Source organism: Leptospira interrogans, from assembly GCF_900156205.1.
GTDB classification, from domain to species: domain Bacteria; phylum Spirochaetota; class Leptospiria; order Leptospirales; family Leptospiraceae; genus Leptospira; species Leptospira interrogans.
Genome location: NZ_FTNA01000003.1, coordinates 173619 through 188809, shown reverse-complemented (window position 1 = coordinate 188809; position 15191 = coordinate 173619). Strand labels below are relative to the sequence as shown.

At 36.7% G+C, this 15191-nt stretch carries 14 protein-coding genes; 5 read left to right on the top strand and 9 right to left on the bottom strand.

All coding sequences use genetic code 11. The features are described from left to right. Positions 1-89 precede the first annotated feature (89 nt). From BW942_RS03855 to BW942_RS03845, 3 genes are all read left to right on the top strand, one after another. Positions 90-1004: an ABC transporter ATP-binding protein gene (locus BW942_RS03855; protein WP_001288326.1), complete on the top strand. Its 915-nt coding sequence runs from the start codon at positions 90-92 to the stop codon at positions 1002-1004. Next, the gene (locus BW942_RS03850; protein WP_001058915.1) at positions 997-1821 is read left to right on the top strand and encodes an ABC transporter permease; all 825 of its coding nucleotides are present in this window, start codon (positions 997-999) and stop codon (positions 1819-1821) included. Before BW942_RS03855 ends, BW942_RS03850 begins: the two co-directional genes overlap by 8 nt. An 83-nt stretch (positions 1822-1904) precedes the next feature. Next, entirely contained in the window at positions 1905-3416 is a 1512-nt protein-coding gene (locus BW942_RS03845; RefSeq protein ID WP_000701780.1) for an HDOD domain-containing protein, read from the top strand. Here BW942_RS03845 and rsmA read toward each other — a convergent pair. From rsmA to BW942_RS03795, 9 genes are all read right to left on the bottom strand, one after another. Then, the gene (rsmA, locus tag BW942_RS03840) at positions 3413-4318 is read right to left on the bottom strand and encodes a 16S rRNA (adenine(1518)-N(6)/adenine(1519)-N(6))-dimethyltransferase RsmA (RefSeq protein WP_000098504.1); all 906 of its coding nucleotides are present in this window, start codon (positions 4316-4318) and stop codon (positions 3413-3415) included. The genes BW942_RS03845 and rsmA overlap by 4 nt on opposite strands. Then, complete coding sequence (locus BW942_RS03835) at positions 4281-6590, bottom strand: ComEC/Rec2 family competence protein (protein WP_000410893.1); 2310 nt, start codon at positions 6588-6590, stop codon at positions 4281-4283. The genes rsmA and BW942_RS03835 overlap by 38 nt, the downstream gene beginning before the upstream one ends. A gap of 55 nt (positions 6591-6645) precedes the next feature. Further along, positions 6646-6843 (bottom strand): hypothetical protein, encoded by a 198-nt coding sequence (locus tag BW942_RS03830; RefSeq protein WP_001973364.1) that lies wholly within the window; start codon positions 6841-6843, stop codon positions 6646-6648. A 610-nt stretch (positions 6844-7453) separates the two neighbouring features. Beyond that, positions 7454-8422 carry a tryptophan--tRNA ligase gene (trpS, locus tag BW942_RS03820; RefSeq protein ID WP_001221811.1) on the bottom strand — a complete coding sequence of 323 codons (969 nt, stop codon included), beginning with the start codon at positions 8420-8422 and terminating at the stop codon, positions 7454-7456. Beyond that, positions 8419-10239, bottom strand: a complete 1821-nt coding sequence (locus tag BW942_RS03815; protein WP_000016926.1) for a hypothetical protein — start codon at positions 10237-10239, stop codon at positions 8419-8421. Before BW942_RS03815 ends, trpS begins: the two co-directional genes overlap by 4 nt. Positions 10240-10244: 5 nt before the next feature. After that, positions 10245-10838, bottom strand: a complete 594-nt coding sequence (locus tag BW942_RS03810; RefSeq protein WP_000874918.1) for a LolA family protein — start codon at positions 10836-10838, stop codon at positions 10245-10247. Positions 10839-10962: 124 nt separating this feature from the next. Next, complete coding sequence (locus BW942_RS03805) at positions 10963-11922, bottom strand: electron transfer flavoprotein subunit alpha/FixB family protein (RefSeq protein WP_000072965.1); 960 nt, start codon at positions 11920-11922, stop codon at positions 10963-10965. 11 nt (positions 11923-11933) lie between these two features. Further along, complete coding sequence (locus tag BW942_RS03800; protein WP_000692396.1) at positions 11934-12695, bottom strand: electron transfer flavoprotein subunit beta/FixA family protein; 762 nt, start codon at positions 12693-12695, stop codon at positions 11934-11936. Between the two features lie 82 nt (positions 12696-12777). Then, positions 12778-13179: an LIC10362 family protein gene (locus tag BW942_RS03795; protein WP_001973450.1), complete on the bottom strand. Its 402-nt coding sequence runs from the start codon at positions 13177-13179 to the stop codon at positions 12778-12780. A 78-nt stretch (positions 13180-13257) separates the two neighbouring features. Between BW942_RS03795 and BW942_RS03790 the strand changes: the two genes are divergently transcribed. Both BW942_RS03790 and BW942_RS03785 read left to right on the top strand, forming a co-directional pair. Continuing rightward, positions 13258-14442, top strand: coding sequence for an acyl-CoA dehydrogenase family protein (locus BW942_RS03790; RefSeq protein WP_001202091.1), 1185 nt, complete (start codon positions 13258-13260; stop codon positions 14440-14442). Further along, positions 14439-15134 carry an O-methyltransferase gene (locus tag BW942_RS03785; RefSeq protein ID WP_000087787.1) on the top strand — a complete coding sequence of 232 codons (696 nt, stop codon included), beginning with the start codon at positions 14439-14441 and terminating at the stop codon, positions 15132-15134. Before BW942_RS03790 ends, BW942_RS03785 begins: the two co-directional genes overlap by 4 nt. The last annotated feature ends 57 nt before the right edge of the window (positions 15135-15191 follow it).

Here is a 15191-nt window from a genome sequence, read left to right as displayed (position 1 = left end):
AAAGTTTCGTATTACGATTCGAATCTCTTATGAAAATACGAATTCTTTGAGACGATTTTAGAGAAGGCTTTAATTCCAAGGAAAAGTCCATGTCTGAATTTGCAATTGAAATCGATTCGATTCAAAAAAAATACAAGGAACAAAAGGCTCTCAAGGGCGTCTCCTTTCGAGTTCCTAAAGGTTCTGTTTTTGGCCTTCTCGGTCCAAACGGCGCAGGAAAAACGAGTTTGGTTCGAATCCTGATGGGATTTTCCAAACAAACCGAAGGTAACTTTCGTTTATTTGGACTTCCATTTTCTACTCGATTGAGGCAAAAAATAGGTTATCTTCCGGAAAAAATTTCTATTCCTGGATTTTTAACGGGAGAAGAATTTTTGACTTTCAGCGGTAAGTTAGCTGGAATGAAAAGCGCTTTGATTCGGGATAAGTCTAAGAGCCTTTTGGAAAAGACAGGTATTGCGGACGCGGCTTCTAAAAAAGTTTCCGGTTACTCTAAGGGGATGTTGCAAAGATTAGGACTTGCATCTGCTTTGATCAGTGATCCCGAACTTTTGATTTTAGATGAACCCGGTTCCGGTTTAGACCCGAAGGGTTATATCGACTTTCGGGAAACTCTTGTAGAAGAGAATCGAATTAAAGGTACAACAGTATTATTAAATTCTCATAGACTTTTGGAAGTGGAAAAAGTTTGTCACGAAATTGGGATTCTTAATTTAGGAACTCTTGCTGCGATTGGTCCTTTAGAATCTTTGAAAGAAGGAAAAAATAGAATTCTTATCAAATTGGAATCTGTTACCTCAGAGTTAGACTCTTACATTCGTAAAATTTCCTCGGAGCAAAAAATTAAGGAAAATCAAATCGAGTTTCTTCCTATGGGTGGAATTGATCTGAGAAAAATTCCAGCTGAGCTTGTTGCTTTAGGAGCAAATATTTTGAAATATGAAAGAACTACTGAATCCCTTGAAGAAGTTTTCTTAAGAGTAACTGGGGGAAACGATGAATAATTTCTCTTGGATTCAAGATCAGATTCCGAAAGTCTTTTCGATTGCATTTCTAACTCTAAGAGAAACTCTTAGAAAGAGGGTCGTATATTTTATTTTTATAATATCAGCCTTGTTTTTATTTCTGAATTTTACGTGTCAGATTCAAATCGGCAGTCAAGATCGATCCGGAAATCCGGATTTTCAAGTTTACGTAACTTTTCTTTTTTTTGCATTTTGGAATACTGTGCTCGCTTTGTTTCTTCCGGTTTCTCTTTTGGGGGACGAATTAGAAAATAAAACTTATATTCCGATTCTTGCAAGACCCGTTTCTCCTTTGACTTACATTGGTGGAAAATCTTTAGGAGTTCTTTTACTCGTTTTTGCGAATGGAATTTTTCTGATTGGGACTTATCTCGCCAAACAGCAAATTAGTGGAGGAAACTTTTCCTGGGATCTTTTAAAAGCATGTTTTACCATGTTTTTCGTTTTTTACTTTTTGATTCTTTTCGGTTTTGTAATCGTTTTAGGTTTTGGTAAAAACGTGGGATTTTTCGGGGGACTTGCGCTTCTCGTTTTTTCCACTTTTTTAGATTTATTCATCTATGAGTCAGCTGCTGCGAGTATGGTTCAGGCTTCGGATTTGAAAAAACAAATTTTAGAAGTAATCTATTGGATTCTTCCTCAAGAGGGAACTGTGTTTTTCTTTTCGAGTTCTCTTCTTGCAAAAAGTCTTTCTCAGGTTCATTATTATGGGGAATATTCGCTCATTCAGATTAGCGTTTGGGTTTTTCTTTGTTTCGGATTTGTGAAAGTTATTCTAGATAGAAAAGAACTCTGATCGTAATACAGATTGACAAACTTTGGAAGAATCATAATTCTGTCTTGGGTCTAACGATCCGAGCGGAATTTGGAAATCCGTAGATGAAGATTCAGTGGTTTCATTATGAAAACGAAGGATATTATCTTTCTGTTAAAAATTTAAACGAACCGATTGAATCTCTCAATCCTCTCTATTTAAGAATCACTCATTTTAATCAGAACATCGATAAAATCATCGGTTTTATTTTAGATCGTTATCTACAATATTTAGATATTGGGCCTCTTCGAGAATGTATCTTTTCCATCTTAAGAGAAACTCTTATGAACGCGATAAAAGCCAATCAAAAGAGAATGGTTTTTAAAGAAGCCGGTTTGGATATTAAAGATCCGGATCAATACTTGATCGGAATGGAAAGGTTCAAGGAAGAATTGATTTCAAAAAAAGATCTTTACGCAGATCTTCTGGAACAAAATGGATTGTATGTTCTAATTACATTTGGTTTTAACCAGAATAGTTTTCTTTTAAAGGTTTCGAATAACGTAGGAATTCTTCCCGAAGAAGATCAGAGAATTCAGGAAAGAATCTCAAAGGCTCGTTCTTACAATGATCTTTCAGAGGTTTTCGAAAATCACGGAGACGAATCGGAAGGTGCCGGTTTGGGGCTGGCGATGTCACTTTTGATGTTAAAAAACGAAGGAATTGAAGGGGATTCATATCGGATCAAATCCGAGGAAGGAATTACTTCTGCCTATATCAAGATTCCTTTTGAATTTAAAAAAAGAAATATCAATCTCCAAAAAACTGGAGATATTTTTGCAGAACTAGATACTCTTCCTACGTTTCCGGATAATATTAATCAGATTATGAGTCTGATTAATAAACCTGACTCTTCGATTCAGAATATTACAGAACTTGTGAGTAGAGACGTATCACTCTCTACGAATATTCTAAAATTAGCAAATTCTGCTTCATTTTCTCAAAGAGCGAGAGTAGAAGATTTGGAAGATGCGATCAAAGTAATTGGACTTTCAGAATTGAACAATATACTTTTGAGTTTAGGAACAAAAAAAATTCTAGAAGAAAAATACAATGAATTTGAAGCGATTTGGGAAAGGTCCAGTTTATCCGCGTTTATCTGTAGACGTCTTGGGGAAAGAATGGGCTGGAAAAAACAAACAATCACCGTTTTGGTTTGTGCGGCTTTGTTACACGATGTTGGCCGTGTAATTTTACTTTCTATCGACCCGAATGTTTCGGCAAAAATATCTGAAATTTTGGGAAATAGACTTTATCCTTCTCCTTTGACTTTGGAAGAAGCTGCATTAGGAATTTCTCATACTACTTTGGGTGGGATGATTTGTGAGAAGTGGAATTTTTCGGATACAATTCGAGTTGCGGCAGAAATGCATCATAGACCTCTTTTGGTCAAAAGAGAATTTCAAGACACTGTATTTGCGATTTATCTTTCGGATATGATCATTGATATTTCCAGCGGTATTTCCGATTATTCTATGATACAGTCTGCGGTCCTTCAGCATTTTGGTTTTAAAAAGGAAGAAGAATTTGTAGAATTTATGGATAAAACTCTTCTAGAATATAAAAACTTTCCTTAAGATATATTCAATATTTCTGATATATAGGCCGAAAGAATTTTTGCGGCTTCATGAAAGTCTTTCGATTTTAATTCTTCTGGTCTTTTGTCCAGATCGATGTTTACACTCTTTAAAGCTTTTAAACATTCGGTACGAAATGTTTTTTCGGAAAAATTTTCGGAAGAATAAACTTCCAAAGGTAAAGATTCGATAGGAGCGTCTCTAAAAGACGAAGTTAATTTTTTTCTTTTTCCCCAGAAAGCGGTTCTACAAATACACTCGAGTGCAATAAATCCGGATTCGTTTTTAAATACGGGTAAAGATTTATATTCTAAAATTGAGGAATCTACATTTGGTTTTGGATAAAAAGCCCCGGCCTTTATGTCTTTTTTTAAACTCCAATTTCCGTAGGCCGAAAGATAAAATTGAATCGAAGAAGGTTCAGCTGAAATTCTTTTTGCGAATTCTTTTTGTACTAAAAATGTAGCGCCTTTCAGTCCTTTTAAATTTTTAACCGAGTTTAAGGTAAGTTCGGAAGAAATATAGTAAGGAAGATTTCCAAAAAGATATGTTGAATCTTGTGAATATTCGGATAAAAAGTCGAGAGCGTTTCCTTCTTTAAGCTCAAATTCTGGAAGATATTCTCTGAGCCAATTTGAATATATGGGATCGATTTCGAATAACGTTACTGGTTTTTTGAAGTCGAGTAATCCGTGAGAGATTGCGCCCAGTCCGGGACCAATTTCTAAAATTCGATCGATTGTAGAAAGAAGGTCGAAATTCAGACAATCTAAAATGGATCGAATCGCGTTCGGATCGATTAAAAAATTCTGCCCCCATTTTTTTAACGGCGCGGAGGATTTTGACTCCAAGAATTTTCGAATCTCAGAAACTTTCCGAAATGGGTATTCTCTGGAGCTCATCTTTTTCCAGAAACACCCAACTCTCCGTAAGCCCAAGCAGTTTTCGGTTTCGATTCCATACTTTCGAATCTTCTTGGTTTCCAAAAGGAGTTTCTAAAAGTATCCAACCGCTACCTATTTTTGTTTTTTGAGCGAGTTGAAAGAGAGAATCTTTTTTAGTATGAAAGAATAATATTTTAGATCGATGTGAAATCGAAATTTCTCGAATCGGTTTTGATTTGAGAAAATAAAATCTGCTTTTTTGACTCCAAGCTTCGAAATCTAAACCAGAATAAAAAATTTTTGTTTGAGGGTGATCTTGCAAACATTGAAACGTCCAGCTGAGACAAGATTCGTCTTCTACAAAAACTTTTGTTAGAGGATGTTTCTCTGTGGAATCGCAATAGATTTTTTTAGAGATTTTAAATGCGTTTGAAATTCTTTTGAACCCATATTTACATTTTCCGGAAAAAATCAGCGAGTCCCCGTTTCGGAATATGAAGAAAAATTTATTGTTTATAATTCTATTTTTTGAGGGAAACCAATCCGGTGATTTGTAGAGTAATATATGGATTCCTAACGTTGTAAGAAAGAATAAAATACAAAAAATCGGATACGTTTTTTTGCTGAATGATTTATTTTTAAATAAAAAATAATATTCTAAATTTTGAATTTTTTGATTTGTGTTTTTCGATTTATCGTTTAGAGGCCTTGAATTTTTTTGAAAAGCGGGTAGGATCTGTTTTTGGAATGAAACCTTTGTTTTGAACATTTCCGGATTTGAATTACGAAGTAACGGTGTTTCTTTTTTATAGTTTGGAAATAAAAGTTCATTCGCTTTTCGTCTTTTCGGCGAGCGATCCGATTGTGTATTTTGTTTTATAAATATTATATTTTTTGAATTAAAAATCTGATTATACGGGAATTGATCTTTGTGGTATGTTTGTTGAGATTCTTTTATATCGATGGAAATTGATTCACTTTGTAAACTTGTAGTTTTGTTTTCTGTAAATTTTTCGTATGAACTCAATGTCTCTTTTTCTATGGATTGTTCTGTATTTTTTAGATAATTTTTTTCTATAAAATAAGAATAATATAATATTTTTATACAAAGTAGGATCCAACCTGTAATTCCTATCCAGACAGAACCTTTCATTTCCTTATAAAAGCCGAGCGGTTTAGATAAGTTTTCTGATAAGTAGATTAAAATTTGGATTAAGAATTCAGTAATAGACCAAATTGGTTCCGTTAGTAAGATTAGTTTTGTTTTTTGTATAAGCAAAGAAAAATAAAGAATTGGAAGAAGTATTCCCGCTAAGGGTACCATGATTAAGTTGAGTAAAATGGATCCAAAGCTGTAAGACTCAAAAGCAAGGAGTAGGACGGGCATTGTACCAAGTCCGGCAGAAAATGAAATCGATAAATTTTCTTTTAAAAAATAAGATATTTTATTTTCATCGGAAAGAAAATTACAAGCGATCCTAATTGGGTAAGAAAAAAAGAATATTCCTGTTACTGCTCCAAAAGAAAGACAAAATGAAACCGAATAAAATCGAATAGGATCTAAGAGCCATAAAATCCAAGCAGAACCGAGTAATAGATCAACCGGTCGTAATTTACGAAAGAATAATCCTTGGAATAATAACATTCCTGCAAATATCCAGGCTCTTGCGAGCGAAGTCGGATAACCTAAAGCAGACAGATAAAGAAAGCCAGTGAGGAGTGGAATGATTCTAGGTGTGTTGTATCCTAAACTGGGAATCAAACTTAAAAGTCGAAATTGAACTCCCATTAAAACTCCAAGATGTAATCCAGAAGCGGCAAATAAATGTAGAATTCCTCCTTCTTTTGCTTTCGTTTTAAATTCTTGCGAAAGTTGTTTAGATTCTCCAAAAATAAGTCCTAAAGCGATTCGATTGGAATTTTTTTCTAGTCCCGCTTCTTTTAAATCTAATAGAACTTGTTCTCTGAATTTTTTTTGGAAAATTTTTTCCGGTTTTCCAAATGGATTTTTTTGGGAAACGTTGAAATACTTTTTTTGTGGGTTTATTTGAAATTTTTCTGGAAAAGCAGTTAAAACATATAAAAGAAAGAATATTCCAAAAATAAAATATTTTGAAATTTGAAATCGTTTTTTTAAAAAATGACTGATTGAAAACAAGCCGATCGCAAAGCCGGCCCAGAGTAGGACAGTTCCGGGAAAAATTAGGTCTATAACGATTCCTGTAAGTGTTCCGAGCGAAAACTTTGAAAATGCGGAACAGGGAATCCAATTTCGGATATGTTTTTCCATACCCTTTTACGGTTATTGGTTTGGTCGTTTGGGAAGTTTTTTAGCCGATTTTTTGCTAGAAATGTGGATAGTTACAGATAAATTTTGAAAATGTAAGGGCTGTAATTACAAAAAATAAATATTTAAAAATCCGTAATGCGACTGAATTTGTGGGAACTACCATAAATTTATATTTTACGATAAAACTTTGAAATGTGGGAACTCCACTGTTTTTACTGATCTCTAGAAAATTGAGTACCGTTAATTTTACCACAAAACGTTGATTCTATGTAAAATATTAGTACCTTATTCTATAGTTATGAGTAGTTTTTAAAACTAGGATCAAACATTTTTATGAATGAATGTAGGGACCTTATTTTTAGAAAAATTTTTCTATTCTCTCTTATATCGAATTCTCATTACTACTCGGACGCATGAAAATAATACTATTCTAAGCCTGTTTCAAAACTTAAAATGTAGAATCTCACACAAAAAGACCAACGATTTCAAGTTGGATAATTTTTTGAGAATTCCAGTGTCTTTGTAAAATTGCCCATTAATTTTCTGATACTATTTTTATACGTACGAGTAGTAATTTGACGTGAATTGAGTATAACGCGAAAGGGATCGATGCGAGGTCAATAAATTGCAATTGAATACGATTGTTGTATGATGTTTCCTGCATGCAATTTATTGACCAGAGCTGAGAGCCCGGTCCGGCAAGCCGGATTCGCCCAGATTCTCTTATGCCAAATGCTCGTAGTAGTTCCCACGGTGTACGGTTTTGGACAATCTCTTAATGCAAGACGCAAAAAATTAAATTTTCAACAACTCTGTTGTCGGGAGTTAAGTAATATTTTATAAAATAATAATATATTTATGGTTTAAAATTGATAAATTCCTAATTCTTTGCGAACTCTGTCTAAAACGTTTGAAATTATTTTCCGCGCTTTTGTTTGTCCTTTTTTTAGAGATTCTTCTACGAAAATTTTGTCTGCTCCTATTTTTTCCCGTTCTTTTCGATAAGGGGCAAAATAATCCAAAGTATCTTGAAGAAGTTGTTTCTTTAGATCACCGTAACCGATTCCTGGGGTTAAAAACTTTTGTTTCAGATTTTCTTTTCCTTTGGCATCTAAAAACAAAGAATGAATTGCATAAATATTACTTTTAGAAGGGTCTTTGGGTTCGTCGATCCCGGCGGAGTCGGTCGTGATAGACATTATGGATTTCTTAAGTTCCTTTTCGGAGTCGAAAAAATTAATCGTGTTTCCGTAAGACTTAGACATCTTTTGACCATCTACGCCTGGAACCAACGCTGTAGTTTCATCTATTTCCGGTTCGGGAATTTTAAAGACGGGACCGACTTCGCGATTGAAAGTAGAAGCAATATCTCTAGCAAATTCTAAATGTTGTTTTTGATCTTTACCAACTGGAACTCGATCGCTGTCAAAACCTAAAATGTCCGCAGCCATCAAAACGGGATAAAAGAAAAGTCCGCCTCCAGGATGAAAACCTTTTGCCACTTTATCTTTGTAGGAATGTGCCAAACTCAATTGATTGACTGAAATAAAATGACTTAGGTACCAAGCAAGTTCCGTTACTTCTGGAACAGAAGATTGAAGCCAAAAAGTACATCGATCTGGATCAATTCCAAGTGCAAGAAAATCACAGACTGCGTTAAACGTATTTTCTCTTTGTTTTTCTTTTGAAGAAAACGTAGTTAGAGAATGTAAATCTGCGATAAAACAAAATAAGTCAGTCGAATCTTGGTATTCTTTGAGTTTTCGAATGACTGAGAAAAAATTTCCTAAGTGAAGTTTACCGGAAGGTTGGACCCCAGTGAGAATCCTCATGTTTCCTCCGTTCGTTTTGTATCATAAGGTTTACCAGCAAGTCTTTCGTATTCTTTCGTCAAAGATGCAAGTTCTGTATCGATTTTTTTATGTAAGGTTAATTTAGTGATCGTAAGTTTATCTTTATAAATTACGGCGTAGTTATAGAGAAGTTTTGCCATTTCCAAAAAGGCGAACTCTAATGTTTTTCCGTTTAATCGATTTCCGGAAACGATCGGAGAGTCGCAATAAGGAATAAATCTATGAAGAATTTTGATTTCTTCGATAACCTTCTCTTTGGAAACTAAAACTCTTTCGTTCAATTTGCCTGAAGCTTCGTATTGTTTGGCGAGTAAGTGGTTTTCCACGAGAATATTGATCTTTTCAGCGAATTTACCCATAAAACCCGCGGCGTCCCCAATCAGTTTTAAAAGGTTCTGAGTAATCTGATCTTCTACTCCTACCGTTGAAGTCGTATGTTCGTTGTAAGTCGCAAAACTATACTGGAAACTAGGATATTTTTTATTGAATGCGTCCAAAAGACGAAGCAAATTATTGATTTGTTCTATATCACTTTTAAAAAGACCGGGAAGCATGATGATTACGTCTCTACTTTGATTTTTTGTACCTACCTTGACCGTTCCTTCTAAAATTGGAGCAAACGAGGCTTGAAAATCTCTAAGTAATAAATACATCAACTTATGAGGTGTTCCTTTAAAAGAAGATTTAAGAGACGCGGACTGCATATTTTCAGGAACGTGATTTTCGAAATAATCATCTACAATTGAATTCAAAAAGTCGAAATTCATTTTTCCTTTATCATCGATTTTAAAATATCTTTCTCTTAAGCCTTGTAATTCTTCTTTTCTATTGAGTCTAGTTTGAATATCGTCCGCAAGGCGAAGTAGTGTAGTCTCCACTTCTTTGATAATATCTGGAGATCCTTGAAATTTAGTTTCATTGATCGGAGGAATGTTAAGTTGTTGAACCACTTCATCCCAAGTAATCATACGTTTGGTGGCAACGATATGAAAAGCTCGGATTGCATCGGACATTTTGGGTCTTCCGTCTTCTAAATTTAAACCGTAAGAAAGTCCAGCTGTAATCTGAGGCATTTTAGGAACTAGTTTTTCGTCTTTACGAATCAGTTCAGGAACTTCCGTCATAATAATGTCCTTACAATCTGCCCGGCTCAAATGTCTTGCATAATAAAGTTCTAATTTAGTTGCACGGTTTAAAAATATTTCTGGGGAAATCTGATCGATAAACAAACTATCCAAAGTAATAATACTGTTAAGAAGTTTATTAAAGTTTAATACTACGTTATATACAAGAGGTTTCCAATATCTCCAACCTTGTTGTTCGCAAAATCGAAGCGCTTGGATTGTAGCAATGATCTGATCTTCTTTCAAAAATTTGAATAGGTTATGAACTCCCGAAGAAATCTGTAGTTTTCTACCTAAAAAACCTACGTCCATTGTTCCAGATTCTTTTGCGAATTTATTGATCGCCGTGTTTCCCCCGAAAAGGTTCGTTAAAAAGCCGATTCCTCCGGAAGAGGTTTCAGTTTTTCGAGCGGGTTTCGCGGAACTTTTAGAAGTAGTGGTCGATTTTTCTGCTGTCCTTTTGGCTTTATCTTCGTCTTCGGACTTTTTATTTTCTTCTTGTCTTTTCTTTTCGAACTCTTCGTCGACCTTTTTCATCAAATCAATACGAATGAAAATGTCGTTCGACTTCTGGATTACCTCGTCGATTTTCTCCTGATGTTCGGGGCTTCTCTGCTTTCTGTAGAGATCCGCGAATGTCTTATGAGCGTCGGTCCTTGAACTTCCAGACAAGAGAGTTATTCCTTTTCGTTCAGAGGATTTTCTACGATCTGTGCACTAGAGGGAGCACTAAAGTTGAATAGGGAAGCGGAAAGACCTACGTTTGTTTGCACACCGGAAAAACTGATCGATGTGTATTCGCTGCTTCCTCTTTTTTTCATTCTTAAAGATTTAGGAGTGTTGTCTGAATTCATAGTCACTACGATCTCTTCGTATGTTTTTGTAGGAGATTTGAGTCGAATGGAACCGCCGACTTGGGTAACTTCTTCGTAGCCGCTGAGTAAACCGAAAACTCCTCCGGAGGTTCCACGAAGATCTTGCTTTCCTACGATAGCTCTTGCAGGAGAATAAAACCAAAGAAATCTACCATTGGAAGATACAACTCTACCGTCTGAGAATTTGACGTGTAAATAATTCGGTTTTTTAAAGGAAAGTGTTCCTGATATTTCGTTATTGATCGTTACGCTGGCTCTAAGGCTGGAAATTTCGCTCATCCTTCCTAAGAGTGCACCTAGTCTATCTCTTCCAGGATCTCCTGAAACAGAAATGCCGCAGACTAAGATCAGTCCTGCGGCACCTGGGAGAATTCTCCTGATTTTCAAAAATGCCATAGTTTCAAACTACGCGCGAAGGTTGATTATCCAAGTACTTTTTTCAATAAAAACTCATGCTCAACTCCCTAAATGCCGCCCCATAGGAAGGCATTTATGAGTTTCGGATCGTTTTGCAGGTGGATTATCCAAGTACTTTTTTGAACTCTGCAGTTACTGCAGGAACTACCTCGAAGAGGTCTCCTACGATACCGTAAGTCGCTACTTTAAAAATAGGAGCATCTCCGTCTTTGTTGATTGCAACGATATACTTAGAGGATCCCATTCCAGCTAAGTGTTGGATTGCGCCAGAAATTCCACAAGCGATGTAACAATTTGGAGAAACCGTCTTTCCGGTTTGTCCTACTTGATGAGAGTGAGAAATCCATCCCGCATCCACAGCTGCACGAGAAGCTCCCAGTGCTGCTCCCAGTGTGTCAGCAAGTTCTTGAAGGATAGGCCAGTTTTCAGGTCCTTTAATTCCGCGCCCACCGGATACAATGATAGAAGCTTCCGTTAATTGAACTTTAGAACCGCCACTTAAGTCGGAAGATACGATTTTTACTTTTGCATTTCCTGCAGAAGGGGAAGTTGCTTCTACCGCGCCTGCACCTGCTTTTTGAGTAATCTCTTGAGAGTTAGGACGAACGGTAAAAATTTGAATCGGGCTTGTTACTTTGAAGTTAGCGTAAGCCTTTCCGGAATAGATTGGTTTTTTTGCTACAACCTTTCCACCATCTACAGAAAATCCTACAACGTCTGCGATAATTCCAGCCCCTACCTTTACAGCTACTCTAGGAGAATAATCTTTTCCTTGAGAAGTATGTGGAAGAAGAACTACTGCAGGGTTTTGTGCTTTGATTACTTCTGCAACTTGATTAGAATATGTTTCTGCGTTGTAATCGCCTGAATTTACGGTAAGGATTGTATCGGCTCCAACTGCAGCCAATTCAGGAGCGTGTTTTTCGACACCATTTCCGATCAGAAGTGCAATTACTTTTCCACCGATAGAATCTGCGATTTTTCTACCTGCAGAAGTAATTTCTCTGGAGATTTTTTTCAGTTCTCCGTCTTTTAATTCTCCAACAATGAATACATTACTCACTTGTGTTCTCCTTATATAACCTTAGCTTCTTCTCTAAGAGCCTTCACGAGTTGAGCTGCAAATGCGTTCGCATCTGCAGCTTCTAGTTTTCTACCTGGAATTCTTGGAGGAGGAGGCTCCAGTCCAACAATTTCGATTTTACTAGCGGGGCTACCTAGATCTGCTGCAGATTTAGTTTCCACAGGTTTTTTCTTAGCGGTCATGATCCCTTTGAGAGAAGGATAACGAGGTTCGTTCAATCCTTTCTGTGCTGTAAGAGCCACTGGAGTAGAAGTTTCGACGGTTTGAGTTCCACCTTCTACTTCTTTTGTAGCTTTAACCGCGGTTCCATTAATTTCAAGATTGATTGCAAATGCAATATGAGGAATTCCTAAAAGTTCTGCAACTTGGATGACAACTTGAGAAGAATCCGTATCGATGGATTGTCTTCCTCCGATAATTACGTCTGCGTTTTCTGCTTTTGCAAAGTTTGAAATCAGTTCTGCTGTATTGTTCGTGTCGAAAGGAACGTAGTTATCCACTTTGATATGAACCGCGCGGTCTGCGCCCATTGCGTAAGCGGTTCGAAGAGCTTCTACGACTCTGTCTGGTCCGAGGGAAACGGCGATGACTTCTCCACCGTGTTTTTCACGAAGTCTGATTCCTTCTTCAATGGCAAATTCATCATAAGGAGAGATAATCCATTTAATTCCAGTTTCGTTAATGGATTTGTCCCCTACTTTAATACTCGTTTCGGTGTCAGGTACCTGTTTCACTAATACGATGATTTTCATTCGATGGGTACTCCAAAAAAATTAGTGCTGTTAACACAAAAATCTTGTGTCTATGTAGTGCAAACCACTTTTTTAAACAAGTCTAAACTGTCTCATCCGTTGAAAGTAGATATTTCAACCAGTAGTAAGTCCAGATCATAAATCCGATTACGATCAAAACGTTTGCGTCTGTTTTTAAGAAAAACGCTAGTCCCCAAAATAAAGGTAAAAGCATCCAAGTGCAAAGAGACAGAAGTAGAAAGATGGATTCTTTTTGAAAGGGAGAATGAAGTGCACTTTGGAATTGAGAACGAAAAACAGACGGTTTGAATAAGTTCGATTTATTTTTTCTTGGAGATTCGTTTTGAAAAGAACCTGTTCTTTTTGTTTCGGTTTCTTGAGTCTTTGAATCTTTTTGCAAAAGAGTATCCGATTTTTGAAAGAAGCCGTAAGATAAAAAGAAAAAAAGCACACAAAGGATTGTCAAAATCAGAGCGTAGATCATAAGATAGTTTTTGGAGAGCAAAGATTCTCTGTCGAGCTGTTTTAGCCTTGGGAAAGAGAATATTAGAGAAGAGGAAACATGAGAGCTTTACTTGAAAAATCAAATGATTTATTTAATCCGACCGAGAACCATCTTGCACTTCGAGAAAATGTTGCAAAGTTCGCGAAAGAGAATATGGACACTCAGGCAAAAGAACACGACGACTATGAAACCTTTAACTTATCTCTGTTTCGCAGAATCGGTTCTGAGCTTGGACTTTTTGGGGTTACCGTTCCAGAAGAAGACGGTGGAATGGGAATGGATGCGGTCGCAGCTGTAATCATCCACGAAGAATTATCCGCATACGATCCTGGTTTTACACTTTCTTATTTGGCCCACGAAGTTTTGTTTGTAAATAATTTTTATCATAGTTCCAACGCTGCTCAAAGAGCTAAGTATCTTTTAAAAGTAATTTCTGGAGAATGGATCGGCGGAATGGGAATGACCGAGCCAGGAGCGGGTACGGACGTTTTAGGAATGAGAACGATCGCCGTAAAGAAAGGCGACAAATACGTGTTAAACGGTTCTAAACAATATATCACCAACGGGAACGTTGGAAGTGTGTTTTTAGTATATGCTAAAATGGATAAGGATTCTAAAAGAACCACTTCCTTTATCGTAGAAAGTTCTTTTCCAGGATTTAGCGTTGGTAAAAAAGAAGAAAAGATGGGAATGCGTTCCTCTCCCACAACTCAACTTATATTCGAAGATTGTGAAGTTCCCGCAGAAAACTTAGTCGGTCAGGAAGACGGCGCACTCGTTCATATGATGAGAAATTTAGAAATTGAGCGGATAACTCTTGCAGCTCAATCTTTAGGTATCGCAAAACGTTGTGTAGACGTTATGGCGGATTACACAATTCGTCATAGGGAAGCGTTTGGTAAAAAACTTTCCGAGTTTGGACAAATTCAAAGACTTTTAGCAGAATCTTATGCAGATTATCAAGCAGCTCGAGCACTCGTATATCAAGTAGCAAGTGGGATTCATCCAGAAAGTAGGAATTCTCTTGGTGCCGCCTCTGCAAAGTTAGTTGCTACTCAAATGGCGGAAAGAGTTTCTCGAAACGCCATTCAAGCGTTAGGTGGTTATGGATATTGTCGCGAATATCCAGTAGAAAGATTACATAGGGATTCCATTCTTCTTTCGATTGGTGGGGGAACCAACGAGGCGATGCAAAAAAACATCGTCGCCGATTTGAAAAAAATCTACGAAGGTACTCCTTGAGTCGAAAGAACATTTCCCTTACCGAAAGTCTGGAAGAATATATCTTTCGGAATTCCGTAAGAGAACCGGATTCTTTTTTAAAATTGAGAAAAGAAACTGGCACCTTGGCTCAGGCGAATATGCAAATCAGTCCTGAAGAAGGACAATTTTTAAATATTCTTACTAAAATCAGCGGAGCAAAAAGAATTATAGAAATCGGAACTTTTACCGGTTATTCTTCTCTTTGTTTCGCTTCTGCTCTGCCAGAAGATGGTAAAATTCTTTGTTGTGATGTTAGTGAAGAATGGACAAACGTTGCACGTAAATACTGGAAAGAAAACGGTTTAGAAAATAAGATTTTTCTAAAACTTGGATCTGCATTAGAAACCTTGCAAGTGTTGATTGATTCAAAATCTGCACCGACTTGGGCTTCCGATTTTGCCTTTGGACCTTCTTCGATCGATTTGTTTTTTTTGGACGCCGATAAAGAAAATTATCAGAATTATTATCCGTTGATTTTAAAACTTCTTAAACCTGGCGGTCTTTTGATTGCGGATAACGTTCTTTGGGGTGGAAGTGTGGCTGATCTTTCTCATCAAGAGCCTTCTACCGTCGGGATTCGAAAGTTTAACGAACTCGTATATAACGATTCTTTGGTGGATGTAAGCTTAGTTCCGATTGCAGACGGGGTTTCGTTGGTGAGGAAGAGATAACCGTAATTGATTTCGAAGATCCTTCCCTCGTTTGATATCGAAAAGAAGGAAGGATCG

Excerpts from the sequence above, each read along its gene's own strand:
- BW942_RS03790 (WP_001202091.1), top strand. The coding sequence starts at position 13,258 with ATGAGAGCTTTACTTGAAAAATCAAATGATTTATTTAATCCGACCGAG.
- BW942_RS03835 (WP_000410893.1), bottom strand. The coding sequence starts at position 6,590 with ATGGAAAAACATATCCGAAATTGGATTCCCTGTTCCGCATTTTCAAAG.
- BW942_RS03810 (WP_000874918.1), bottom strand. The coding sequence starts at position 10,838 with ATGGCATTTTTGAAAATCAGGAGAATTCTCCCAGGTGCCGCAGGACTG.
- trpS (WP_001221811.1), bottom strand. The coding sequence starts at position 8,422 with ATGAGGATTCTCACTGGGGTCCAACCTTCCGGTAAACTTCACTTAGGA.
- BW942_RS03850 (WP_001058915.1), top strand. The coding sequence starts at position 997 with ATGAATAATTTCTCTTGGATTCAAGATCAGATTCCGAAAGTCTTTTCG.
- rsmA (WP_000098504.1), bottom strand. The coding sequence starts at position 4,318 with ATGAGCTCCAGAGAATACCCATTTCGGAAAGTTTCTGAGATTCGAAAA.
- BW942_RS03845 (WP_000701780.1), top strand. The coding sequence starts at position 1,905 with ATGAAGATTCAGTGGTTTCATTATGAAAACGAAGGATATTATCTTTCT.
- BW942_RS03800 (WP_000692396.1), bottom strand. The coding sequence starts at position 12,695 with ATGAAAATCATCGTATTAGTGAAACAGGTACCTGACACCGAAACGAGT.
- BW942_RS03795 (WP_001973450.1), bottom strand. The coding sequence starts at position 13,179 with ATGATCTACGCTCTGATTTTGACAATCCTTTGTGTGCTTTTTTTCTTT.
- BW942_RS03855 (WP_001288326.1), top strand. The coding sequence starts at position 90 with ATGTCTGAATTTGCAATTGAAATCGATTCGATTCAAAAAAAATACAAG.